The following is a 24,817-nucleotide window of genomic DNA, read 5'->3' as shown; positions in this document are numbered from 1 at the left end:
AGTCCCGAGGCTTCGGGAGTGGTGAGGATAAACAGCAATATGAAGAAATTAATTTACATACTATTTTTTATATCTACTTTTTCTTGGTCGCAAACCCAAGAAAAAGCAATATCCTTTCGTAAAGAAGTTTCGCTGAACTCCTCTTGGGAAACCATTGTTTTGGACAATCTTCCGCAACAAGAACAAGCCTTTGTGAGCAATCCAAAAGTGGATTCCCAATGGAAAAAAGTAAACATACCCCACAATTGGGACCAGTATTACGGCTTCCGAAGAACAAAACACGGGAATTTGCACGGCACCGCTTGGTATCACAAAATTTTACAACTGGATAAATCAGATTCAGGAAAAAGACTTTTCCTTTATTTTGAAGGCGTAAGTTCGTATGCGACTGTTTGGGTAAACGGCAAAAAAGTAGGCGAACACAAAGGCGGAAGAACCACTTTTACAGTCGATATTACCGATGCCGTTTCTTTCGAAAAAGAAAATGATATAATGGTTAAAGCGGCTCATCCGTCATTCATTGCCGATTTGCCTTGGGTTTGTGGAGGCTGTTCCGGAGAATGGGGATTCTCCGAAGGCTCACAGCCAATGGGGATTTTCAGACCAGTCACTTTAGTCGTTACCGATGGAGTCCGCATAGAACCTTTTGGCGTTCACATTTGGAATGACAAAGGAATTTCCAAAGAAAAAGCGACTCTGAACATTACTACCGAAATCAAAAACTACGGAAATTTCAACCGAAAACTAACCATTGTCAATACGCTTTTCGATGCAGCAGGGAAGGAAATCAGTACTTCCAAAAGCGAAACGAATAGCATTGCCGGTGAAACAAAAGAAATAGCACAAACACTCCCCGAAATTTCAAACCCAAAATTATGGTCTCCCGCCAGTCCTTACTTGTACCAATTGGTCACCACAATTTCTGAAAACGGGAAAAAAATAGACGAACTAAAAACACCATACGGAATCCGTTGGGTAAGTTGGCCAGTGAGTCGTGACGGAAAAGACAACCGTTTTTACATCAACGACGAACCTTTGTTCATTAACGGAACCTGCGAATACGAACATTTAATCGGAAACAGTCATTCATTCTCAGACGAGCAAATCCATTCGAGAATCGAACAAATAAAAGCAGGAGGATTTAATGCTTTTCGCGAAGCCCACCAGCCTCATAATTTAAAATATCAGGAAGAATTAGACGAAAATGGAATCCTGTTTTGGAGTCAGTTTTCGGCACACATTTGGTACGACACGCCAGAATTTAAGGAAAATTTCAAAACCTTATTGCGAGAATGGATTAAAGAACGTAGAAATAATGCGTCTGTCGTGATGTGGGGATTGCAAAACGAAAGTACTATTCCGGCAGCATTTGCAGAAGAATGCACGAAAATCATTCGGGAAATGGATCCAATGTCGGCTTCACAACGCATCGTAACAACCTGTAACGGAGGAGAAGGAACGGATTGGAATGTTGTGCAAAATTGGTCGGGAACCTATGGTGGCGATCCGTTTAATTACGATGTCGAAATGAGCAAGCAATTGTTAAACGGAGAATACGGCGCTTGGCGTTCACACGATTTACACACCGAAGGTGAATTCGACCAAAAAGGAACTTTGAGTGAAAACCGTTTCTCCCAATTAATGGAAATAAAAGTCCGCGAAGCCGAATCGGTAAAAGATAAAATTGCGGGACAATTCAACTGGCTTTTTGCTTCACACGAAAATCCGGGACGCACGCAAAACGGGGAAGGTTTTCGAGATATTGACAAAGTGGGACCGGTGAATTACAAAGGGCTTTTTAGCATTTGGGGCGAACCTTTGGATTCGTATTATATGTACCGCGCTAATTATGTTTCGAACAAAACCAACCCGATGGTGTATATCGTTTCGCACACCTGGCCGAATCGTTGGGATGCTCCGGGAATCAAAAACGGAATCGATGTGTATTCGAACTGTGATGCCGTAGAACTGTTCAATGATGTGAATAAATCATCACTGGGAAAACTAAAAAATCCGGGATTGGGTCAGCATTTTCAATGGAATAATGTCAATATTCAATACAACGTTTTGTATGCCGTAGGTTACGTAAACGGAAAAGCGGTTGCCAAAGATTATATCGTTTTGAATACTTTGCCAAAAGCGCCTAATTTCAATGCATTAGTAACCAAGAAAGAAACAATTTTAAAACCTCAAAAAGCCTACAATTACATTTACAGAGTGAACAGTGGCGGTAGCGAAATCACGGATTCTCTCGGGAATACTTGGCAGGCAGACGTTCATAAAAGCGGAACAAACACTTGGGGTTCTTTGTCGTGGACGGATAATTTCAAACAATTGCCTGATTTTTATGCCAGTCAGCGTAGTACTTTTGATCCTATTGCAGGAACCAAAGATTGGAAATTGTTTCAAAGTTTCAGATATGGAATCGACAAATTGCGTTACGAATTCCCTGCTCTGGACGGCGAATATCTGGTGGAATTATATTTCACGGAACCCTGGTACGGAACCGGTGGCGGATTGGATTGCAAAGGTTGGCGCTTGTTTGATGTAGCCATCAGTGACAATGTGGTGCTAAAGGATTTTGATATTTGGAGTGAAGTCGGACACGATGTTGCACTTAAGAAAACCTTTGTTGTAAAAAGCAAAAACGGAAAAATCACTATTTCATTCCCGAATGTAAAGGCAGGTCAGGCGATAATTTCGGCAATTGCTATTGCTACCAAAGATAAAACGATAAAAGGAGCTTCGGCATCGCCACGAAATATTCAGAGTGTTGCGGGTAATCCAGGAACTAAAATCGGTTCGTGGCTGGATATCAATTCCAAACAATATTCAGATTCGGAAGTTGTTTTTACACAATTGCCTGCTGAAGTTTTTGGAGCTGATTATTTGCAATTATCAGCTAATTCGAAAGCTTCCGGTTCTTTTGTTGCTAAAGATGATTCAGAAGTATATCTTTTTAGTACATCAAAGGATTCTATTTCCGGTTATAAAAAATTAGATGAAACGGCCAAAAATTCAGATAGAGTACAATTTTCGGTTTTTCATAAAAAAGTAAAAAAAGGAGAAAAAGTACTTTTCGAAAATTCAGAAAATCAAAGTACTATTGCGGTTGTTCCAACGTATGATATGGGCGAAAAAGACGATTCCAGACCGGTTGTACTTTTGGAAGCAGAAACTGCCAAAACCACTGGAAGCGGAATCGAAAAAGGAAACTTCAAAAAAGCCGATTACATCGAATTCACACAAAAATCGAAAAATAGCATTCAGTTTGAAGTAAAACCGGGAGTAGCGGGAATTTATCTGATGCGTTTCCGTTTTATGAACCGAAATGAAACGCCGTTGAAAGTCAAATTCAAAATGGAAGATGCCTACGGAATCCTGATGCGAAATGACACGATTGAGTTTCCTTCAGCCACAGAAAAATGGAAGATATTAAATACCACTTCCGGCGGTTATATCAACGCTGGAACGTATAAAATCACGATAGAATCAGATGATATGAAAGGCTTGCTTTTGGATTCTTTTGAGTTTCAATAAAATTAAATTAACTGCAAATTCGTAAATTTCATTACTTTCAATTTAGATTAATAATTTGCGAATTTGCGGTAAAAGAATAAAATTATGATGTTATATAAAAACGTTTTACAAAAACTCGGAACAGCAATCGTATTGTTGTTTCTGGTTGCCTGCGCCTCAACAAAAAAACAAGTCCGAATCGTTGAAGACTTCAATAAAAACTGGAACTTCAAATTAGGGGATTATCCAACAGCGATTGAATCCAATTTCAATACTGCTGATTGGAGAATACTTCAATTGCCGCACGACTGGAGCATTGAAGGCGCGTTTAATAAGGATAATCCAACCAAACAAGCACAAGCATTTTTGCCGGCGGGAATGGGTTGGTACCGCAAAACATTTAGACTTCCAGAAGGATGGAAGAACAAAACCGTTTCAATAGAATTTGATGGTGTATTCAAAAACAGTGAAGTATGGATTAACGGGCATTCGTTGGGCATTCGCCCGAATGGATACATTTCATTTGGGTATGAATTGTCACAATATTTGCATTTTGGAACACAGCAAAACGTCATTGCCGTAAAAGTAGATAACGATGCGCAACCCAATTCCAGATGGTACACAGGATCGGGAATTTATAGAAATGTAAGATTGGTTGCCAGCGAAAAATTGCACGTCGCAAAATGGGGAACTTATGTTACAACGCCGGAAGTTTCGACAGAAAAAGCCTCGGTACATTTGGAGGTAACGATCGAAAATAAAACCGATGCTGAAAAAGGATTCAAATTGGTGACTTCTATTCTGGATGCGAATAATAAAGAAGTAGCCAATGCAACTACAACTGAAAAAATAGCTGCCCATACCACTTCAAAAAAAGTACATAATCTAAGCGTGAATCAGCCAAAATTATGGGATACAAAAAATCCGAATATGCACAAAATTCTCACTACAATTTATGAGAATTCAATAGTAGTCGATAATTACGAAACGCCTTTAGGATTCCGATTCTTCAATTTCGATGCCGAAAAAGGCTTTTCGCTGAATGGTGTTCCGACGAAAATATTAGGCGTTTGCCTGCATCACGACAACGGAGCTTTGGGAGCTGTAGAAAACATTCACGCCGTCAAAAGAAAATTGAAAATCCTGAAAGAAATGGGAACCAATGCCATCCGAATGTCGCACAATCCACATTCGTTGGAGATGATGCAATTGTGCGATGAGATGGGATTTATTGTTCAGGCTGAGTTTACCGATGTTTGGAAAAAGAAAAAAGTGACCAACGATTACCATAAAGATTGGGATGCGTGGCACAAACAGGATTTGGAAGATTTCATTAGGAGAGACCGCAACCATCCGTCGGTGATCATGTGGAGTATTGGAAACGAAATCAGGGAACAATTTGACAGCACTGGAATTGCCATTACCAGAGAATTGGCTCAAATCGTAAAATCGCTTGATACCACTCGTCCCGTTACGAGCGCTTTGACAGAGAATGTTATAGAGAAAAATTTCATCTATCAATCGGGTGCTTTGGATTTGTTGGGATTCAACTACAAGCACGAGGATTACAAAGATTTTCCGACTCGTTTTAAAGGACAAAAAATATTGGCTTCCGAAAGTGTTTCGGCTCTGGAAACCCGTGGGCATTACGATTTTCCTTCGGATGGGATTAAGGCTTGGCCTCCGAAACACGGTGCGCCTTTTGACGGAAATGCAGACTGGACCGTTACGGCTTACGATCAGGTACAATCCTATTGGGGAACTACACACGAAGCCAATTGGAAAACCATTAAAAAACAGGATTTTATGGCGGGAACTTTCATCTGGACAGGTTTCGATTATCTGGGCGAACCCGACCCGTATCCGTATCCGGCAAGAAGTTCTTATTTCGGAATCGTAGATTTGGCGGGCTTTCCCAAGGATGTCTATTATATGTACCAAAGTGAATGGACAACCAAACCGGTATTGCATATTTTTCCGCATTGGAACTGGACAGCAGGCCAGGAAATAGATGTTTGGGCGTATTATAATAATGCCGATGAAGTAGAATTGTTCTTGAACGGAAAATCATTAGGTAAAAAAGCCAAACAAAATGATGATTTGCATATTTCTTGGAGAGTAAAATTTGAACCAGGAACGATAAAAGCCATTTCCAGAAAAAACGGAAAAGTAGTCTTGGAAAAGGAAATTCATACTGCGGGTACAGCCTCTAAAATAGTTTTAGTAGGCGATAAACAAACCATACAAAATGATGGTTACGATTTAGTGTATGTAACGGTTTCCATCACCGATGCCAATGGAAATATGGTGCCCAACGCTAACAATTTAATTGATTTTGAAGTTAGCGGCGGAGGGAAGTTGGTAGGAGTAGATAATGGCTATCAAGCAGGTTTAGATTCGTTCAAAGCCAGTTCCTGCAAAGTCTATAATGGGAAATGTATCGCGATCATTCAATCGAATGGGCAGCAGGAAAACATTCAGTTGAAAGCTTCTGCAGGGAATTGGATTCCAGTTTCAGCCATAGAAATAAAAGTAAAATAAGGACAGATAAATAATTTTTTAAAATAGAATAATGGAAAGAGTTTTTGCAGAATATCTTATTGAAACCCCTTATGATGTAGAACAGGCTTCGGCAGTTTTGGCTGGTGAACAATCATCGGGAACTTTTGTATCCGTTCCGGGTGAAACCGAAGAGTTAAAAAAACGCTTTGCCGCAAGAGTGGAAGACATTCAATTATTGGATTTATCAGATACGCCTTCTATTCCAGGAGGAAGTATTCCCGGGGAAAAATACCAAAAGGCGAGGGTTAAAGTAAGTTGGTCAATAGAGAATTTTGGCTATAATTTGCCCGTTTTAATCAGTACTTTGCAGGGGAATTTATATGAAATAACGCAGTTTACCGGTTTGAAACTAATGGATTTTGAACTTCCCGATTCTTTCGCAACTCATTTTAAAGGACCGAAATTTGGTCTTAAAGGTTCTAAATTATCTTGTGACGTTCCAGCTGATAGGCCAATGATAGGCACAATTATAAAACCAAGTATCGGTCTTAGTATTGATGAAACCGCCACTCTGGTAAAATCATTGATCGATGCCGGAATTGATTTTATCAAAGACGATGAACTGATGGGATCTGCTGCCAATTCTCCTTTTGGTGACAGGGTTAAAGCGATTATGAAAGTCATCCGTGACAATGAACAAAAAACAGGAAAAAAAGTGATGTATGCCTTCAATATCAGTGATGAAATTGACGAGATGCAACGAAAATACGACTTGATTAAAAAGGAAGAGGGAAGCTGCGCGATGATTAGCATCAATAGCGTAGGTCTGGCTGGGACAAAGAAAATTTGTGATCAAGGAGAACTCGTAATTCACGGTCATAGAAACGGTTGGGGAATGCTGAACAGACATCCTTTGTTGGGAATTGAATTTCCGGCGTATCAAAAAATCCAACGGTTGGCAGGAGTAGATCAATTGCACGTAAACGGCATTCAGAATAAATTTTGGGAATCAGATGATTCTGTGGTTACTTCCATAAAATCGTGTTTGAAACCCTTTTTGGGAGGATATGAAGTATTGCCCGTAGTGTCATCCGGACAATGGGGCGGACAAGCGGTTGAAACCTACCGAAGAACCCAAACCACCGATTTATTGTATATGGCAGGTGGCGGAATTTTGGCACATCCAATGGGACCAAAAGCCGGAGTAAACGCATTACAGCAAGCCTGGACAGGAGCCGTTGACGGTTTGTCCGTGGAAGAAACAGCTTTGAAATATCCAGAATTTGCCGAATCGGTAAAGAAATTTTCTAAATAATGAACCAGAAAGATAAATTGCTATTGGCCTATTATGGCGATGATTTCACGGGTTCTACGGATGCCCTTGAATTCCTGACATTGGCTGGAGTGAAAACGGTTCTTTTTCTTCGAAAACCAGAACAAAAAGACTTAGACCGTTTTCCAGGGATTCAGGCTATCGGCTTGGCCGGTAAAAGCAGATCAATGTCGCCTTCAGAAATGGAAGCGGAACTTTTTCCTGCTTTCGAAAATTTGAAAATTTTTGAACCGGCACATTTTCATTATAAAGTTTGTTCCACTTTCGATTCGGCGCCACACGTGGGAAATATTGGTAGAGCGATTGAAATAGGAAGTAAAGTTTTTAATCAAAAAACGGTGTTGGTTTCGCCATCAGCACCACATTTGGGACGATTTTGTGTATTTGGAAATCTATTTGCCCGAATGGGAACGATTGGAAACGGAGAAATTTACCGCATCGACCGACATCCTTCGATGAGCAAACATCCCGTTACGCCAGCTCACGAAGCTGACTTGACTTTGCATTTGGCAAAGCAAACGGACAAATCGATAAGTCTGGTCAATCTAACCACAATCGAAAAAGGTGTGCCAGAAGTTCTTGAAGCTGTTGCAAACAACAAAGCGGAGGTTCTGTTTTTTGACGGCTTTAATTTGGAGCATCTAAAAACTATTGGAAGTGTTTTTAACAAATTGGCAACAGAAAAAACATTGTTCTCTGTAGGTTCATCCGGAATAGAAATGGCATTGGGATTAGCTTGGAAGGAAGAGAAAATCATAGGAAATGAAATAGAATTTGAACCACAGGGAGAAGTTTCGCCCTTACTCGTTTTGTCGGGAAGTTGTTCTCCGGTGACATCAAACCAAATTGAATACGCTCTGGAAAATGGATTTTTGGAAATTGCATTAGAAAGCAATGCTGTCGATATTCAAAATCAGGAAGCAATTATAAAAAGCACCGTTTCTCAAATTGTTGCCAATTTCAATAATGGAAAAAGTACCATTCTGCATACGAGTACTGGGCCAAACGACCCGCGTATTGCCGAAACTAAATCGCATTTTATAGCAAAAGGAGTGTCGGCAAATGAGATTCAAAAACAATGCAGTACAATTTACGGAAGTGTCCTTGGGCAAATAACCAAAGAAGTGCTGAAGACCGTCAAAATAAAAAGAATCCTTTTTGCCGGTGGCGACACTTCCAGTTATGCCGCATCCGAACTGGATATTCTGGCATTAGAAATGATTGCGCCATTGGCTCCGGGAGCTCCGCTTTGCAAGGCTGTTTCGGACAATGATTGGGTAAATGGAATAGAAATGAATTTTAAAGGCGGGCAGGTTGGTACCGTCGATTATTTTATAAAAGTTTTAAAAGGAGAAAAATTATGAAGTCAAAAGTTTTAGGTTTTGTACATACATCGGCAACATTGGTTCCTTTGTTCCAACAATTAAGCAACGAGTTTTTAAAAGGTATAGAAACGTTCAATATCGTCGATGACAGCTTGATCAAAGACGTAATCAAAAAAGGAAAGTTAATGCCCAATACTGCCGCCAGAGTAGTCAGTCACGTTCAGGCTGCAGAAGCAGCGGGAGCCGATGTGATATTGGTAACCTGTTCTTCTATTGGAGTTGCCATTGAAACAGCAGCGACATTAAGTGGTGTTCCTGTAATTCGTGTAGATCAGGCAATGGCGGATGAAGCGGTGCAAATCAGCAATAAAATTGGGGTAATCGCCACGTTGCCTACAACATTGGAACCAACCAGTGATTTGGTGAAAAGAAGGGCAGAATTAGCCGGTAAAAATGTAACAATCTCTTCAAAATTATGCGAAGGCGCTTTTGAAGCCTTAATGAGCGGGGATACCGCAAAGCACGATGAAATGGTAGCCGAAGCTTTGAAAGAATTAATGAAAGAAGTCGATGTAATTGTTTTGGCACAGGCTTCAATGGCTCGTGTTGTAGATAGTCTAAGTGCTGAAGAAAAATTAGTGCCGATTTTGGCAAGTCCGGCTATTGCAATGAAAAAACTGGCGGAGCTTTATTTTTAAATATTGCTTAACAAATAGGTCGCCCCGATGGGGCTTATTGAATTGTTGAATTTCAATTTTCTATAAACAGATAGTCCCGATGGGACTAAAATTTGCCCTAGCGAGAAATGACAAAAACTTATTTTAATGGATGAGTTGCCCCAGCGGGGTGCACTGTTTGTAGAAAGGTTTTTTAGATTGTTTTTAGCTCCGTAGGAGCGACCTGTTTGTTGTAATTATCAAAAAATACATAACACATTAAAAACAAATTGTATGCGTAAATATTTTCTTTGGGCTGCCCCATTACTTTTCATTGTTGTCGGTCTGGGTTGGTTGCAGCAAATGGACATGATTTGGAAAATGGGATTGATATTGGGTTTTTCAAGTATTGCTATTGGGGTAGGACATTTGAAAGTATTAAGTGGCTATCAATACACTTTTTGGATAATTACCGCCGTGTGTGCAGGATTAATTTTTCCTGAATTTTTCTTGCACGTTGGTAGTTTCGATATGCGAAATAAATGGCTTATTCTGATTATTATTCAAATGGTAATGTTCGGAATGGGAACCCAAATGAGTATCGAGGATTTTACAGGAATCCGAAAATCGGGAAAAGGCGTACTGATTGGTTTGCTGGGACATTTTACCATAATGCCGCTTATGGGTTTTCTTATTGCCAAGACTTTTGGTTTTGAACCCGAAATTGCGGCGGGGATTATTTTAATTGGATCTTGCAGTAGCGGTTTGGCTTCTAATGTGATGACCTATATCGCCAAAGGAAATTTGGTTTTATCGGTTACTGTAACCGCAATGTCCACTTTGGCTGCACCTATAATGACACCATTTTTAATGAAAATATTTGCAGGAACTTTGGTAGAAGTTCATTTTTTCAACATGATGATGGAAATAATCAAAATTGTCCTTGTGCCATTGGCAGCAGCTATGGTTCACGATATTCTAAAAACTTACGGAAGTGTAGCAAAAAGAAGAATATATGTTTTGACGATCTTGTCATCACTTTGGTTGGGTATTGTTTTTCTCTTTGGAAATTCTTTCCAACTTGCAGAAGACAGTACAGCTGCCCATATATTAGAAATCGTGAACTTCTTGTGCGGCGCCCTCATTGTAGGTTCATTGTATCATTTATTGTATATGGTGTATCCTAAAATAGATGCAATTATGCCTTATTTTTCGATGTTTGGAATTATCTATTTCACGTTGGTAACCACTGCTGCCGGCAGAGATAATTTAATCCAAATTGGATTTTTGCTTTTCTTGGCTTCCGTATTACACAATGGAGCAGGTTATTTCTTTGGTTATTGGCTGAGCAGAGCTAGCGGTTTGGACAAGAAAAGCTGTCAAACAATTGCTTTTGAAGTGGGCTTGCAAAACGGCGGAATGGCTTCCGGATTAGCGGGCTCTATGGGAAAATTAGCTACGCTAGGATTGGCCTCTGCGGTATTTAGTCCATGGATGAATGTTTCCGGGTCTTTATTGGCAAATTATTGGCGAAAAAAAGGGGATAAGGAGGAAACTGTTGCCGTGGTATACCGAACAGAAGCAAATTAGAAATCAGTTTCCTTTCATTAATTACACCACTTAAACAAAATAAAAAATAGTTATAAATAAATTTTAGCACAATGACAACACAAACAAATAAACAAGTTTTTAGTGGAATTATCCCTCCAATGGTAACTCCTTTACTATCAGACAATCTTACATTGGATGTCAAAGGGGTTCAGCATCTTGTAGAGCATTTGGTTTCGGGAGGTGTTCATGGAATATTTATTCTGGGAACAACGGGTGAATCAACGAGTTTAAGTTATAAAACAAGAGAGCAACTCATTATTGAAAGCTGCAAAGCTGTAAATGGAAGAATTCCTGTATTTGTAGGTATTACAGATACTTCAATTGAGGAAAGTATCCATTTGGCCTTAATTGCCCAAAGAGTAGGAGCTGCGGCTGTCGTGGCAGCTCCACCTTATTATTATGGCTTAGGACAGGAAGAGTTATACAAGTATTATTGGAGTCTTGCCGACCAACTTACCTTGCCACTTTTCTTGTATAATATGCCTTCGCACACCAAAATAAATATTGATGTAAAAACAGTGGTTCGTTTGTCCGAACATCCGAATATTATTGGTTTAAAAGACAGTTCGGCCAATGCGGTTTATTTTCAAACGCTTTGTTATTTATTAAAGAATAATTTCAGCCTATTGGTAGGTCCGGAAGAAATCACGGCCGAAACGGTATTGAGGGGAGGTAATGGAGGCGTTAACGGCGGTGCGAATCTTTTCCCAAAACTATATGTAGCGTTATTCAATGCAGCAGTAGCCAAAGATTTTGCTCGAATTGAGGAATTACAAAATCTGGTGATGGAAATTAGCACTAAAATTTACACCGTAGGATCGTATGGTTCCAGTTATTTGAAAGGACTAAAAGGGGCTTTGTCAGCATTGGGAATTATTAATGGAAATATAGCGCCTCCTTTTACCACTTTTGACGAAAAAGAAATGACGATGGTGATTGCAAATATCAAGGAAATCGAAGCAGAGATCGCAAAAGTTTTGTAATTCGAATTCCTAAAAAGAATAAAAAATTAACCATTTAAGGGATATAAGTTCATTTAAGTTTTAGCTTATATGAACTTATATCCCTTAAATGGTTAAAATAGGTACTTATAATGTTTATTCTGATTTAATACAATCTTCCGTCATGTTTACTGTTTTCGGATGCAAAGTAACAAGCTGCAAAATAATGGCAACAATGACTACGATGGTTAATAATACGAATATATGTCCCATTCCTCCGCTGTCAGCAGCTTTTCCTAAAAATTCAGTAATAACCGCTCCCGCAGAAATACCGACTAGGTTCATGATACCATATCCAGTAGCGCGATAACGAGGTGATACAAACTGGCAAAGAATAGGCATATTGTTGGTGTCAAAGACTCCAAAACCAAGACCAAAGAGCATTCCTCCAGTTAAAATGGCTTCGAGACTGGTGCCATTACCCAATAAAAAGAGTGCCGGAATCGTAAGAGTCAAACCGATTACGCTGGTATAAATACGTCCTTTAAGGTTCTTCATCACCCATTTATCAGAAATATAGCCACCAATCAGCACCCCTACAAATGATGACATGGCGATGGTAACGGTAGCTATAGGACCTGCTAATGCCATATCCAGATGTAGTGTTTCGGAGAACAATGTCGGCAACCAGTTTTTGGCCGCCCATCCAGGCAGACTCGGAGCCGAGAAATAAAGCAGCAAAACCCAAAAAGAGATATTCCCGAATAAGATGCCCAGCCCTTTGAACATTTGCTTAAATTCGGTTTTTATCGATAATTTTTGGGAGGTATTAAAAACATAGGCTTTCTTTTCTTTTATGAAAAAAATTAACAAAATACTGTAAATAACACCAATCAGACCGACGGAGTGAAAGGTAAAATGCCAAGAAAAATGTTCGGAAACAGTAGCGCCAAATCCGCCCAACGCTTGCCCAAGGTATATTCCGGTAGTATGAATCGCTATGGCAAAAGAACGGGTGTTGCCTTGGTGGTAGTCGGCTATCAACGATAAAGCGGCAGGAATATAGAAAGCTTCGCTGACGCCCATCACGGCACGTAATACATATATTTGGTTGAAAGTAGTGGCATAACCCATGGCCATCGTAACGCCAGACCAGACAAAGAGACTGCAAACAATCATGTTTTTTCGGTTCATCCTGTCAGCAATGATTCCAGAAATGGGGCTCATCAACGCATAAATCCAAAGAAAAATAGCCATTAGACGACCAAAGTTTTCGGCCTTGGCCAATTCAGGAATATCAAGCATCATTGCCGGTTTCATCGTAGAAAGCATCTGGCGATCCAGATAATTCAACAATGCGACAAACCACAATAATCCAACAACTATCCAAGGATACGATTTCTTTTCACTCAATTTTGCAATCATACGGTATGTACTAATAATTAATTTAATTATTTTTTTATCTATATTGTCTGTATTTTGCCGCGAAGTGGGCTTTTAATTTAATTGCTCTTTATAAATTTATTTGCTTGTTTTTTCAGCAGCTTTTTTTGCTTTTATGGCATCGGTGAAAGCTTTATACATTTGCTTCCAGTTGCGACCATTGTTGTTTAGATACTGCTCTGATTTAGTTTTGTAAATTTCGAAGATAGCCGATATTTGTTTCATGCTCTTATAATCGACAGCCTGTTCGCGGGCTTGTTTCATATACTTGAGAATAGTTTCCTCTTCCAAAGCGGTCATGTCCGGAACGATGGATTTATAGCCTGCCATAGTAAATTGAACTTTTCCAATAGTATATTTATCCAAGATTAGTTCTACCTGCTGCTCAGTTAGATCTTTGCGAAGTCCTGCCATCAGATTTTCATGCACTGTTTTTGGCATGGATGATTGGGAGATAATCTGTCTTTCCAAGTCGCTGAGTTCTTGTCCCGTTGTTGGGTTGATTCCGGCAGGCACGATAGTTCCGGGATGTTCGTTGTTCCAGTCGCGAACCGCTTTTAGATGTGTAACTATTACTGTCTGAATCCGCTGTTCTTTTAAAGTATCATTCAAATTTAAGGAAGCAACCCATTCGGCGGCTTTCTTTTCTTGTTCCAGATTAGAATTGGCTTGTTTTTCTTCTTGGGTCAATTCCTTTTTCTGGGTTTGCTTAGCGTCAGTTTGTTCCTGAGCGAAAGTAGTGTTCGAAAGGAATAATGCAAATAATGATGCTGTTAAGATGATTTTATTTTTCATGGTGTTAATTGAATTTAATGTTTTTATATGGAAATGTATAGTAGAAACGGATTACAAATACACGAATCAGTTTTAAAATTCCGATTGTTTGTATAAATATCCAAAAAATAGAACTAGCAAAATAAAGACGAAATCAGTTATAATTCGGGTATTTGCTTCTTTAGAATTTTCTTTGAAAGCTTTTATTATTCTCAGTATTAATAAAGGAAGCATTATAATGAGCAAAGCCCAATTTATGTAATCTTTTAAATTTCCTTTCGGAATAAAAAGGACTATTAAAGATATGGCAGCAAAAATCCAGACAAAATTATTTTTTATTTTTTCCATTTAATCGAATCTTTTATTTTTCTTACAAAACTTAAAAGGCTAGTTCGGTATTTCAAACTAGCCTTTTGTTTTATTGTTGAATGCTTCTGAGGTTTGCGTTAGGGATGGGAGCGGCATCCTTTTATGGAGCGATAGCGGAATAAAAGATATAGCGTACAGCCCGACCCTTGTGGTAACGCCCAAAAAAATCCTCTAAATTTTATTCATACAATGCCTTGTAAGTAGCGCAAGCTCTATAATCCGAAGATTCGGTATCCATGCCAAAAGACGCCCAAGCGCTTGGTCTGAAAATTTTTTCTTCGGGAACATTATGCATGTTTACTGGTATTCTCAGCATAGAAGCCAAAGTAATTAAATCAGCACCAATATGTCCATATGTAAAGGCGCCGTGGTTGGCTCCCCAATTGGACATTACGCTATAGACATCCTTGAACGGACCTTTGCCAGTTAAGTTAGGGACAAACCAAGTCGTTGGCCAAGTTGGATTGGTTCTTTCATTGATAGTGTTGTGCACGTCTTCAGGAAGTTCAATTGTTTTCCCTTCGGCGATTTGCAATACAGGTCCGATGCCTTTCACGATATTGATTCGGCACATAGTTACAGGCATTTCTCCTTTGGTTTTAAAAGTGGAAGAATAGCCACCACCTCTAAAATACTCCAACATTCCTGGTCCCCAAGTGGTGTTTTCTAAACATTTATCCGCTTCACTTTCGGTAATGTCCCACCACGGTTTCATGGCTGGTTTTCCGTCTATGGTTTGTTCACCTGTTCCGTCTAATGCAGAAGCTCCAGAATTAATAAGATGTATAAAACCGTTTGCAGCGTCTCCTTTTAGTTCGTGACCAGTCACTCTTTTTACGGCTTCAGGACTCCAATAGGTTCTAACGTCGCTAAAAATTTGGGCTGCTCCTGTCAATAAATGACCAAACAACATCGAAATTCCGTTCAAACTGTCATTTTCCGTAGCCAACATAAAAGGTTGTCGGATCCCGTTCCAGTCAAATGATGAGGTTAGAATGGCTTCCATAAAATCACCATTCGGAAGGTGGTCTGTCCATTGTCTTTGCCCTTGGAAACCACCCGAAATGGCGTTTCTTCCCATGGCTTCTTCGCCATATCCTAGGGCTTTTAGTTTTGGATTTCCAATCATCAAATCACGACCGATTAAGGCCATTTTTACGACAAATTCCCAATCTTTGTCTAATTCGGCTCTTGATTTTTGTCGGTTCTCCGGATTGTAATCTTTTCCTTCTTTGCATTTTTCTTTCGTCCAAGCAAAGGCTTTTTCGTATTCTTCCTTGTCGTAGATTTCGTGTTCAATTCTTCGGGAGAATTCGGTCATGTCGATGTTTTCACAACGCATTCCCAAGTAGCTTTCGAAGAAATTTGGGTCAATGATAGAACCCGCTATTCCCATGGAAACGGCTCCCATAGATAAGTATGATTTTCCTTTCATCGTAGCTACTGCCAAACCAGCTTTCCCAAAAAGCAATAATTTTTCTTGCACATCGGCAGGAATACTGGTGTCATCGCTGTCTTGAACGTCTCGGCCATAAATACCAAATGCGGGAATCCCTTTTTGGTTATGTCCCGCTAAGGCTGCCGCCAAATAAACAGCACCCGGACGTTCGGTTCCGTTGAAACCCCAAATTGCTTTTGGAATCATTGGATCCATATCGATGGTTTCGCTACCATAACACCAACAAGGCGTAACGGTTAAACTCAAGCCAACACCTGCCCTCGAAAATTTGTCTGCGGAAGCAGCGGCTTCGGCAACGCCTCCAATACAGGAATCCGAAATGACACATTCCACTTTACTGCCGTCAGCATGTCTTAGATTTTTTTCCAAGAAATCAGCGGCGATTCTTGCCATATTCATCGTAGATTCTTCAAGCGATTCTCTAACGCCATCCAATCTTCCGTCAATTACGGGTCTGATTCCTATTTTTGGTAACTGTCCAATTAAATTTTTATAATTCATTATATTATTTTTTTAATTTCTAGTTTGTTTTCTATTTAATAAATAACTTATGATGTAGAGCGTCGTTTGTTATTGAATCGGTTGAGCTGAAGGTTGTTTTACTTTATGTCCAAATAGTCCAAAATAAAGGATTATTAAAAAACAAACTAGAGGAATGATGTATCCGGCTTGGATATCATCGTGTTTCATGTCGATTAAAGTTCCCATTCCGTAAGGAAGTATGGCACCACCTACAATGGACATCACCAACCAAGACGAACCGGTTTCGGTATTGGATTTTAGTCCTACCAGACCCAAGGAGAAAATAGTGGGAAACATGATTGACATAAAAAATCCAATGCCGCCTAATGCATAAATTATATAAATTCCTGATCCGTAAATAGCAACCAAGCAAAGAAAAACGCTTATTACACAATAGATGGAAAGCAATATATAATCTTTGACGAATTTTAAAAAGAATGTTCCGCTAAATCGACCCGCCATAAACAAGAAACCATAAGCAGTTAAAAAATAAGCAGCTGTTTTTTCATCTAATCCAGCTTCTTTTTGGGCTATTCGGATAAAAAAACTGGTTACACAAACTTGAGCTCCTACATAAAAAAACTGTGCTACAACTGCCCAGCTTAGATGAGAAAATTTTAAAACCGAGAAAAATCCAGGTTTAATTTCGACCTCAGTATGTTGTGGTTTCATCGAAGGTAAATGCATAAAATAAAACAAGATGGCCACCAAAACCAAAATGCTTCCTAAAATGATATAAGGCAACTTTACTGCCGATGCTTCTTCTAATAAATAAGCGGCTTTTGTTGCTTCAGGCATAGCTGCCATTTGTTCTGCCGTAAAGTTGACTCCCGAAAGTATAAAAACTCCACCCAAAAAAGGAGCTATGGTTACTGCCAAACCATTAAACGAAGCTGCCAAATTCAATCTTTTGGAAGACGATTCTGGAGGTCCTAATATGGCCGCATAAGGATTGGCACTGGTTTCAAGAATTGTCAATCCACAACCAATAACAAACAAAGCAAGTAAAAACAGTTCGTAGTTTCTACTGTTTGCTGCTGGTACAAAAAGAAATGCTCCTGCGGCAAAAACTAATAAACCAGTAATAATGCTGTTTTTATAGCCTATTTTTTTGATAATAAGCCCCGCTGGAATAGCCATAATAAAATAGGCAAAAAAGATGGCCGTATCTATCAATGTAGATTGTCTGTTATTGAGTTGACAGGCTTTTTTTAAATGTGGAATCAAAATACCGTCTAGACCGTGCGCCATTCCCCAAAGGAAAAACAAGCTGGTAATTAAAATAAAAGGCAAAAGGTATTTTTTTCCAGCTCCTACTCCTTTTTCTGTTGGTACTTCATGTTGATCGCCCATTTGATTCGTTACTTGCATGATTCTATTTTTTGATTTAATGGTTATTTCTTTTTTACTAATAACAGATGATCACATACTAATACCACTTCGCCTCTTTGGTTAATGATTTCTACATGTTCTGTAACGGTACCCATTTCGGGTCTTTTTGCATCTCCTTTTTCAGAAATCGTAATTTCGGAATGAATGGTATCGCCAATGTGTACGGGTTTCACAAATCGCATGCGGTCATATCCTTTAGAAAATGCTTCGGGATTAATTTCGGATGCCGTTAACCCGATACCAATACTGAAAACCATGGTTCCATGTGCAATTCGCTGACCAAAAGGTTGTGTTTTACACCATTCTTCGTCCATATGATGCGGGAAAAAATCTCCTGTGTGGCCTGCATGAACCACAAAATCGGTTTCGGTAATCGTTCGGCCTAATGTTACTCGTTTATCGTCGATTTGATATTCTTCGAAAAATGTGGATTTAAAATACATATCTTAATTGTTGTTTTAGTAACCAAATAAAGGAATATAAGGTCATTTAAGTTTTTTACTTTATATATTCAGCATATAAGAATTTATATTTCTTATATGGTTTAAATTGTGTTATTATGTTTTTACAATATTCAAGTAGAATCGTATTTTTTATAATTCAGCTAAGGAAACGCCACCGTTCTTGTTACTGATATAGCAGGCCTCAACCACTTTCATGGTTTCTAAAATGTCTTGCACACTGGTATGTAATATTTGATCAGAGCCTTCTTTAAAGCGCATCAAATTAGACATCGTGCCAATAAAGGCCTCTGGAAACCAAGAGCCTTCGAGCTCGATTTTTTTCCATTCGTATTCTTTTTCATTTCCTTCAATAGGTAACGCATATTCAAATAGGTCCGGCAATCCGTCGGGATAATTCATCAACAAGCCCATCTTCGCTTTAATTGCACCTTTTGTTCCTTCCCATTTGATATAACTTTCTTCATGTTTAGGACCAAAATGATGATCATGATTGGTATTAATTACCACATGCATAGTTTCACCATAATCTAAAATAATATTAGACCTACTAGAAGATAATTTTTTTAATGGATGTTTGGCTGTTTTTGCCATCACGCTTTTAGGATTGCCTAAAAAGGAACGAATACAATCAATATAATGCACACTATGAAAAAGGATTTCCAACCTTGGATGTTCCTTGATAAGTGGGAATAATTCCCATGGGGTATTGACGGTAACTTTAAATTCTAAATCATATAATTCTCCAATAATTCCTTGGTTGATAAGATGTCTGGCTGCACTTACAAAAGAGGCAAAACGCAATTGAAAATTTATCGCCGCCACTAATTTCTTTCTTTCGCAAACGGCTACAATTTCACGGGCCTGTGCTAAATCATTGCCCATTGGTTTTTGGATAAGCACCGCAGCACCATCCGGTAATTGTTCTAATATTTCTATATATTGATCGGGTAGCACTGTAATGTCATAAACAGCATTTTCGGGTGCATTTTTTACTGCATCGGCAACGGTTTCAAAAACATATTCTATTTTGAATTTTTGGGCAAGATCATGCGCTTTTGAAAGTGTTCTGTTTGTAATACCAAAAACTTTAAAACCAGCCATTTCATATGCAGGCAAATGGGCATCTTTCACAATTCCACTGGCTCCAATAATGATTATTGGTTGTTGCGTTTCAGGCAATAATGGTTTATAAGGGATATTCATGTTTTTTTAAATAATTTTTTGAATTGTATTTTGCGTTTCTTCCAAGAGTTCTGCAGATGGAATATCGCTTTCTAATGCTTTAAGTACCATTTTGTCTATCAATTCGGCAACTTTCGGCCAAACAGGAGTTTGTGGTAACGTTAAAGCGTGTTCATGAAGCATTCCCAGTTTTTGATAAAAGGGAATAGTTTCATTAATTTCGGAGTCATTCCAAGTCGATTTACGACACCCAATTCCTCCTTCTTCGGTCAATAATTTATCCCCTTCAGGCGAGGTGGCAAATTTTAAAAAATCGTATGCCAATTTTTGATGTTTGCTTCCAGCTCCAATAGTGTATAGCCAATACACATTCAGCGAAGCCGTTTTGTGGTTTTTATCGTGGGGAAGTTCCGTAATGTCTACTTTGCCTTTTACTTTTGATTCCTGGATTACTTCACACATCGATGCAAAGCCAAACCAGTTGATTGCCAAAGCAGCTTCTCCTTTGGCGAAAGCCATTCCTGCTTCAACAGAACCAAAATCTTTTGATTTGGGATGAACAGCGGCCTTGTTATTGACTATATTTCTGTAATAATCTAACGCTTCAACAGCCGCAGATTGGTTAAGGTCAATTTGATTTTGAGTATTTAATAATGATCCTCCTCTGGTCCATAATTGTAAACAAAAATCAAAAACCATGTTGTGACCGTCAGGATAATTTGCAAAAACACAACCGTAAAGATTTTCTTCGGGTCTGTTAAAAAACTCCGCTATTTGGGTAAATTCTGCCCATGTTTTTGGAGGATGCAATTCATAGCCAAATCGTTTTTTGAAATTTTGCTGTTCAAGGGGATTGTCAAATAAATCCTTTCTAAAAATCAAACATTCCGGACCATCATGAAAAGGCAATCCATAGGTTCCATTATTGATTTGTTGTAAATTCAGCAAAGATTGATGCCATCCGTCAGGATAATTTTGAGGGGGATTTTGAGCAATGAATGGCGTTAAATCTTGAACTGCCTGTTCATTTACAGCATCAAATATCCAATCGGTATTCATGTGTGCAATATCCCAGTTTCCGTTTTTTAAGCCTTTATTTGTAATAGTTTCTTCATACAAGTCGTGCAATTCCAGAGGAATCATTTCGGCTTCCATACGTATGTTATTTTCTAGGCAAAATAAATCCCATAGCTTTTGTAACGTGCTTTCAAAAGGGCCGAATTTTCTAACTGCTATTCTTATTTTGTCCATTAGCAATTAATAAATTCTTTTAAAATTTTCTCATTATCCTGTCCTAATTTTGGGGAACCTTTACTTGAAGTGAAAAATTCACCATCTATTTTGATAGGGCATCTCGTAGTTTTATAGGAATAGCCATCGGTCATTTCAACTTGCTGTACGAAATCTAAAACTGTAAAACCTTCTTCAGCAAAAAGCTGCTGGTAATTCAATACACTGGCACACCAAATATCTGCGGGTTCTAAAATATTCAACCAAAATTCAGTATCCTGTGTTTGTAAATGGGTGGCCAGAATATTTTTGATTTCGTCTCTTAAACCAAATTTATTCTCAGGAAATTGCAAAAGTGACTCGCATTTTAAAAGGGAAGCCAAAACGGGAATAGACCCCATTGCCAAAGCCAAATAGCCATTATTAGTTTTGTAGATTCCATAAGGCGCTCCTAAATACGCATGTGCATTGTTGCTTTTTGTCCTTACGGGTAATTGGCCACCGTCATTGAAATAGGTAGTAATGGTTTCAAACTGAAAATCAAATGCAGATTCTAACATACTCACTTGAACCATCGCTCCGATATTATGAACAGCTTTTCTATATAAAGCCGCCAAAATTCCTTGTGCCAAATGGGCTCCAGCCAACATATCTACAATCGATAAACCCATTGGCACGGGGCCATCATCTTGATTGCCACTTAACCACGTTAAAGCAGTAAGGGATTGTAATAATAAATCTTGTCCAGGCAAATCTTTTAATTCGGATTTTGTACCGTAGCCCGAAATTTCTGCATAGACTATATTGGGATTAACTTCTTTTACGTCATTATAACTTAAACCCACTCGTTCCATTACTCCGGGTCTGAAATTATGCATGACTACATCGGCTTTGGCCAATAATTTTTTTAATTTTTCGAGTTCCTCGGGCTGTTTAAAATCAATGGCAAACGATTCTTTATTTCTGTTGATGGTATGGAATACGGAAGATTCTCCATTCATTATCAGATCAGAAGTATATAAGGTACGGCAAATGTCTCCAGTGCCGGGTTTCTCAATTTTTATGACACGAGCGCCTAAGTCAGCTAGTCGCAAACTGGCTGATGGGCCGGAAAGAAACTGGCTAAAATCTACTATTAAATAATCTTCTAATGGTTTCATGTGTTGTTTTTATTTTTTTTCAAAGGTCACATGCAGCATCCTCTTTTCGTTTTTTCTCCATTATATTATGATTTACTCAGGATGAGTCACTTCTACTCGTTTAAAAATTGTTCGTGTATTTGTAAATTGTCTTCTCCAACTTTAGGTGCAGCTTTCGAGCTAGTTAAAATTTCGCCGTCCAACTGAATAGGACTCCTGGTTGTGACCAATGTTGCTCCTCCCGAATTTTTTACCGTTTGTTTTAGTTGTAAATCATTTACAAAATCTTGACTATTTAAGTCGTTGTAATCCAATACTTTTCCGCACCAAACCCCTTTGCTTTGTAATAAGTTTAACCAATATTCAGATGTTTGAGTACTTAGTCTGGCACTTAATAATTCTCTTATTTCATCTCTGGAAGCAAACCATTGATGCTTGTCGGTATATTCTTTTAAATCTATTTCTAAAAGTGTCCCGATGAAAAGTAAATCTCCCATAGCCAATGATATATAGCCATTTTGGGTTTGATAAACACCGTACGGAGCGCTCAAAAAAGCGTGCGCACTTCCTTTGACGTCTCCTCGTTCAGGCAATTGTCCTCCATCATTTAAAAAAGAGGTGATAGCTTCAAACTGCACGTCTAGAATAGATTCCAGCAAACTCACTTCGACTAAAACACCTTTCCCTGTTTTTGCTCTTTTTAATAAAGCGGCCAAAATTCCCTGTACAAAATGATTGCCACACATTAAATCGGCCACAGCCAAACCAAAAGGAACGGGTCCCTGACTTTTCCTGCCACTTAACCAGCTTAGTCCGGATAGGGATTGTAAAAGTAAATCTTGCCCGGGTTTTTTAGCCCATGGACCCTTTTCGCCATAACCAGTAATTGTCCCATAGATTATTTTGGGATTAATAGTTAATGTGTCCGCAAAAGTTAAACCTATTTTATCCATTACGCCCGGTCTAAAATTATGGGTCATAATATCAGCCTTGGCGATAAGTTTTTTTACTAAAGCTAAATCTTCCGGATTTTTAAGATCGGCAGCAAAGGATTCTTTATTTCTATTGATGGTGTGAAACAACAAACTGCTTTCATCAACAAAAAGATCTTTGATGCTCAGTTGTCTGCAGGCTTCCCCTTTTACAGGGCGTTCTATTTTTATGACTCTTGCCCCTAAATCAGCTAACTTTAATCCAGCTGATGGGCCTGCCAAAAACTGGCAAAATTCTAATACTACTAATCCTTCTAATGGTTTCATGAAGTTTGTAAGTTTAAAGACTTTGCATAAAGCGCATTTAATGCTGACAAAACTGCCTCTTCATTTCCGCCATTCATCAAGTAATCACGAACAACATCGCCTGCATGATCTTGAAAATGCATGTGCCCGGAATATCTTGGACGCAAGAAAGCTCTTTCCAAAGCTGGCAAAGTGTTTTTAAAATAGTCGTGGGTCAATTGATTGATTCTGTCACTTTTCCAAGCTTGTAAGTGACCCGGTTGTCCGCCATTATCGGCAAATATATTTTGTTGAACTTGGGGTGAAGCTGTGAATTTAGCATATTTAATTGCTTCAGGAATATGTTCACTAAAGGAGGAAACTGCTAAACCAGTTCCGCCCAATGAACTAATCATTGGTTGGTCATTCAAGCGAACCAAATCATAAAAATGAAGTGGTTTTCTACTGTATCCTATTCTGGAATAATTGGAATAGCCATAAGCGAAAGGGCAGTAGGCTATCTCATCCGAGTTGACCATAGCTTCATATACCTGAATTGGATTTCGGTTAAAATTAGCAACATCTATTAGTTGAGCTAATTCTCGGAACATCAGCAACGCTTTTTTTCCTGTCGTTACAGAGATTACTTTTTCTTCCGATTGAAATGGAGCTTCGCCAAGACTGCAGCAAAACATATAAAAACTCATCAATACATCAACGGGGATTCCGGCAAAAGCCACCAATCCTTTTTTGGCTAGAGCCAATGAATCGGCATAAGTTTGAGGTACTTTTAATCCTTGTCTTTCTAAAATATCTAATCGAGCCGCTGCCACTGGAGTTGCCGCATCTATTGGTAAAGCCCATAGTTTGTTACTAAAAACGTAACTTCCATAAGAACGGCCAACGGTATTTATTTCTTGGTCCTTTATATAATCTGGAGAAAGGTAATCCGATAGTGGAAGGATAGCATTTGTTTCTGCTCCAAAACCCGTCCATGGATGGTCAATAACCAGCAGATCGAATTTTTTGGCTAAATCTTCTATGGAAGCATCTGCAAATTCTTGTAAACTTCTTTTTTCCCAGCTAATCTCGATTCCTGGATTTAGTTCGGTAAAACGCTGAGCTGTTGCTACCATTGGTAACAAGCCTCTGGTGTGATTCCAAGTTATTCCTTTTAATCTCTTCATTTTTTTTCTTGTAATTAGTATTTATGGTGTCACGCTATTTGTAAAAAAGTCAAAATGACAATTACAAATGTAAAAATAAGATTGGATTGCGCAATACTTACAAATGTAAATATGACACTTTAGAATTTGGGCGTTGATGGTTTTGTTTTGTTTTTACCCCTTTCTAAGCCTCGAAAGACTCTATTTAGTAAGGAGCTGAAAAGGAAAAAGAATGGTTTTTTTCTTCTTAAAAGAGTAAAACCTTGTTTTTATTGCAAAAATAAAGAGCTTTACTTGTCTGATTTTGTGGAATATATAATTTCAACTACAGCCCGATTTATTTGAATTAGCTAATTTTATGTAAATTTTATCTTTAACATTTATTTTCTAAAATGTTTAATTTAACAATGTTTTTTTTATGTTATATGTTTATTTATGCTCCAAATTTAAAATAATATTTAAAAAGTTTGGAATATAAATATTAAAAAGTATATTTGTGCAATCGATTACATTAAATATTAATTCAATTTAGAATTTCTTGTAAAATGGTCTAACTGGATTAGTTTTAGGACA

18 protein-coding genes are annotated in these 24,817 nt (G+C 38.5%); 7 read left to right on the top strand and 11 right to left on the bottom strand.

All coding sequences use genetic code 11. From position 1 onward, the window contains the following. Positions 1–39 precede the first annotated feature (39 nt). The 7 genes from ACNQGG_RS10270 (at position 40) to ACNQGG_RS10240 (ending at position 11,929) form a co-directional block, all read left to right on the top strand. On the top strand, positions 40–3,540 hold the full coding sequence (locus ACNQGG_RS10270) for a malectin domain-containing carbohydrate-binding protein (protein ID WP_417963664.1): 3,501 nt from the start codon (positions 40–42) through the stop codon (positions 3,538–3,540). Positions 3,541–3,624: 84 nt separating this feature from the next. After that, complete coding sequence (locus ACNQGG_RS10265) at positions 3,625–6,060, top strand: glycoside hydrolase family 2 TIM barrel-domain containing protein (RefSeq protein ID WP_417963662.1); 2,436 nt, start codon at positions 3,625–3,627, stop codon at positions 6,058–6,060. Positions 6,061–6,091: 31 nt separating this feature from the next. After that, entirely contained in the window at positions 6,092–7,336 is a 1,245-nt protein-coding gene (locus ACNQGG_RS10260) for a ribulose-bisphosphate carboxylase large subunit family protein (RefSeq protein ID WP_417963660.1), read from the top strand. After that, complete coding sequence (locus tag ACNQGG_RS10255; RefSeq protein WP_417963658.1) at positions 7,336–8,718, top strand: four-carbon acid sugar kinase family protein; 1,383 nt, start codon at positions 7,336–7,338, stop codon at positions 8,716–8,718. Before ACNQGG_RS10260 ends, ACNQGG_RS10255 begins: the two co-directional genes overlap by 1 nt. Beyond that, positions 8,715–9,377, top strand: coding sequence for an aspartate/glutamate racemase family protein (locus tag ACNQGG_RS10250; protein WP_417963656.1), 663 nt, complete (start codon positions 8,715–8,717; stop codon positions 9,375–9,377). Before ACNQGG_RS10255 ends, ACNQGG_RS10250 begins: the two co-directional genes overlap by 4 nt. A gap of 252 nt (positions 9,378–9,629) precedes the next feature. Next, positions 9,630–10,925, top strand: a complete 1,296-nt coding sequence (locus ACNQGG_RS10245) for a bile acid:sodium symporter family protein (protein ID WP_417963654.1) — start codon at positions 9,630–9,632, stop codon at positions 10,923–10,925. 71 nt (positions 10,926–10,996) lie between these two features. Then, positions 10,997–11,929, top strand: coding sequence for a dihydrodipicolinate synthase family protein (locus ACNQGG_RS10240; protein WP_417963652.1), 933 nt, complete (start codon positions 10,997–10,999; stop codon positions 11,927–11,929). A 114-nt stretch (positions 11,930–12,043) separates the two neighbouring features. Here the strand turns inward: ACNQGG_RS10240 and ACNQGG_RS10235 are convergent, their stop codons facing one another. The 11 genes from ACNQGG_RS10235 to ACNQGG_RS10185 form a co-directional block, all read right to left on the bottom strand. Then, the gene (locus ACNQGG_RS10235) at positions 12,044–13,312 is read right to left on the bottom strand and encodes an MFS transporter (RefSeq protein WP_417963650.1); all 1,269 of its coding nucleotides are present in this window, start codon (positions 13,310–13,312) and stop codon (positions 12,044–12,046) included. Positions 13,313–13,408: 96 nt separating this feature from the next. Continuing rightward, on the bottom strand, positions 13,409–14,125 hold the full coding sequence (locus ACNQGG_RS10230; RefSeq protein WP_417963648.1) for a DUF3826 domain-containing protein: 717 nt from the start codon (positions 14,123–14,125) through the stop codon (positions 13,409–13,411). 72 nt (positions 14,126–14,197) lie between these two features. After that, positions 14,198–14,452, bottom strand: a complete 255-nt coding sequence (locus ACNQGG_RS10225) for a hypothetical protein (RefSeq protein WP_417963646.1) — start codon at positions 14,450–14,452, stop codon at positions 14,198–14,200. 199 nt (positions 14,453–14,651) lie between these two features. Further along, entirely contained in the window at positions 14,652–16,433 is a 1,782-nt protein-coding gene (locus ACNQGG_RS10220) for an L-fucose isomerase (protein WP_417963644.1), read from the bottom strand. A gap of 69 nt (positions 16,434–16,502) precedes the next feature. Then, positions 16,503–17,825: an L-fucose:H+ symporter permease gene (fucP, locus tag ACNQGG_RS10215; protein ID WP_417963642.1), complete on the bottom strand. Its 1,323-nt coding sequence runs from the start codon at positions 17,823–17,825 to the stop codon at positions 16,503–16,505. Positions 17,826–17,848: 23 nt separating this feature from the next. Further along, positions 17,849–18,289: a MaoC/PaaZ C-terminal domain-containing protein gene (locus ACNQGG_RS10210; RefSeq protein ID WP_417963640.1), complete on the bottom strand. Its 441-nt coding sequence runs from the start codon at positions 18,287–18,289 to the stop codon at positions 17,849–17,851. Between the two features lie 150 nt (positions 18,290–18,439). Beyond that, a complete protein-coding gene (locus ACNQGG_RS10205; protein ID WP_417963638.1) occupies positions 18,440–19,513 on the bottom strand; it encodes a Gfo/Idh/MocA family protein in 1,074 nt (357 codons plus the stop codon). 6 nt (positions 19,514–19,519) lie between these two features. Beyond that, on the bottom strand, positions 19,520–20,743 hold the full coding sequence (locus ACNQGG_RS10200) for an extracellular solute-binding protein (protein ID WP_417963636.1): 1,224 nt from the start codon (positions 20,741–20,743) through the stop codon (positions 19,520–19,522). Beyond that, complete coding sequence (locus ACNQGG_RS10195; protein ID WP_417963634.1) at positions 20,743–21,882, bottom strand: CaiB/BaiF CoA transferase family protein; 1,140 nt, start codon at positions 21,880–21,882, stop codon at positions 20,743–20,745. The genes ACNQGG_RS10200 and ACNQGG_RS10195 overlap by 1 nt, the downstream gene beginning before the upstream one ends. 92 nt (positions 21,883–21,974) lie before the next feature. Continuing rightward, complete coding sequence (locus ACNQGG_RS10190) at positions 21,975–23,120, bottom strand: CaiB/BaiF CoA transferase family protein (protein ID WP_417963632.1); 1,146 nt, start codon at positions 23,118–23,120, stop codon at positions 21,975–21,977. Continuing rightward, positions 23,117–24,265 (bottom strand): ABC transporter substrate-binding protein, encoded by a 1,149-nt coding sequence (locus ACNQGG_RS10185; RefSeq protein WP_417963630.1) that lies wholly within the window; start codon positions 24,263–24,265, stop codon positions 23,117–23,119. The genes ACNQGG_RS10190 and ACNQGG_RS10185 overlap by 4 nt, the downstream gene beginning before the upstream one ends. Positions 24,266–24,817 lie beyond the last annotated feature (552 nt).

This window comes from Flavobacterium esculini (genome assembly GCF_048284325.1).
Lineage (GTDB): Bacteria > Bacteroidota > Bacteroidia > Flavobacteriales > Flavobacteriaceae > Flavobacterium.
The sequence above is the reverse complement of the archived record's forward strand: the minus strand, read 5'-3'. Positions and strand labels throughout refer to the sequence as shown.

Coding starts and splice junctions, on each gene's coding strand:
- ACNQGG_RS10245 (WP_417963654.1), top strand. CDS start 9,630: ATGCGTAAATATTTTCTTTGGGCTGCCCCATTACTTTTCATTGTTGTC.
- ACNQGG_RS10255 (WP_417963658.1), top strand. CDS start 7,336: ATGAACCAGAAAGATAAATTGCTATTGGCCTATTATGGCGATGATTTC.
- fucP (WP_417963642.1), bottom strand. CDS start 17,825: ATGCAAGTAACGAATCAAATGGGCGATCAACATGAAGTACCAACAGAA.
- ACNQGG_RS10225 (WP_417963646.1), bottom strand. CDS start 14,452: ATGGAAAAAATAAAAAATAATTTTGTCTGGATTTTTGCTGCCATATCT.
- ACNQGG_RS10220 (WP_417963644.1), bottom strand. CDS start 16,433: ATGAATTATAAAAATTTAATTGGACAGTTACCAAAAATAGGAATCAGA.
- ACNQGG_RS10190 (WP_417963632.1), bottom strand. CDS start 23,120: ATGAAACCATTAGAAGGATTAGTAGTATTAGAATTTTGCCAGTTTTTG.
- ACNQGG_RS10240 (WP_417963652.1), top strand. CDS start 10,997: ATGACAACACAAACAAATAAACAAGTTTTTAGTGGAATTATCCCTCCA.
- ACNQGG_RS10260 (WP_417963660.1), top strand. CDS start 6,092: ATGGAAAGAGTTTTTGCAGAATATCTTATTGAAACCCCTTATGATGTA.
- ACNQGG_RS10185 (WP_417963630.1), bottom strand. CDS start 24,265: ATGAAGAGATTAAAAGGAATAACTTGGAATCACACCAGAGGCTTGTTA.
- ACNQGG_RS10250 (WP_417963656.1), top strand. CDS start 8,715: ATGAAGTCAAAAGTTTTAGGTTTTGTACATACATCGGCAACATTGGTT.
- ACNQGG_RS10235 (WP_417963650.1), bottom strand. CDS start 13,312: ATGATTGCAAAATTGAGTGAAAAGAAATCGTATCCTTGGATAGTTGTT.
- ACNQGG_RS10205 (WP_417963638.1), bottom strand. CDS start 19,513: ATGAATATCCCTTATAAACCATTATTGCCTGAAACGCAACAACCAATA.
- ACNQGG_RS10210 (WP_417963640.1), bottom strand. CDS start 18,289: ATGTATTTTAAATCCACATTTTTCGAAGAATATCAAATCGACGATAAA.
- ACNQGG_RS10200 (WP_417963636.1), bottom strand. CDS start 20,743: ATGGACAAAATAAGAATAGCAGTTAGAAAATTCGGCCCTTTTGAAAGC.
- ACNQGG_RS10230 (WP_417963648.1), bottom strand. CDS start 14,125: ATGAAAAATAAAATCATCTTAACAGCATCATTATTTGCATTATTCCTT.
- ACNQGG_RS10195 (WP_417963634.1), bottom strand. CDS start 21,882: ATGAAACCATTAGAAGATTATTTAATAGTAGATTTTAGCCAGTTTCTT.
- ACNQGG_RS10270 (WP_417963664.1), top strand. CDS start 40: ATGAAGAAATTAATTTACATACTATTTTTTATATCTACTTTTTCTTGG.
- ACNQGG_RS10265 (WP_417963662.1), top strand. CDS start 3,625: ATGATGTTATATAAAAACGTTTTACAAAAACTCGGAACAGCAATCGTA.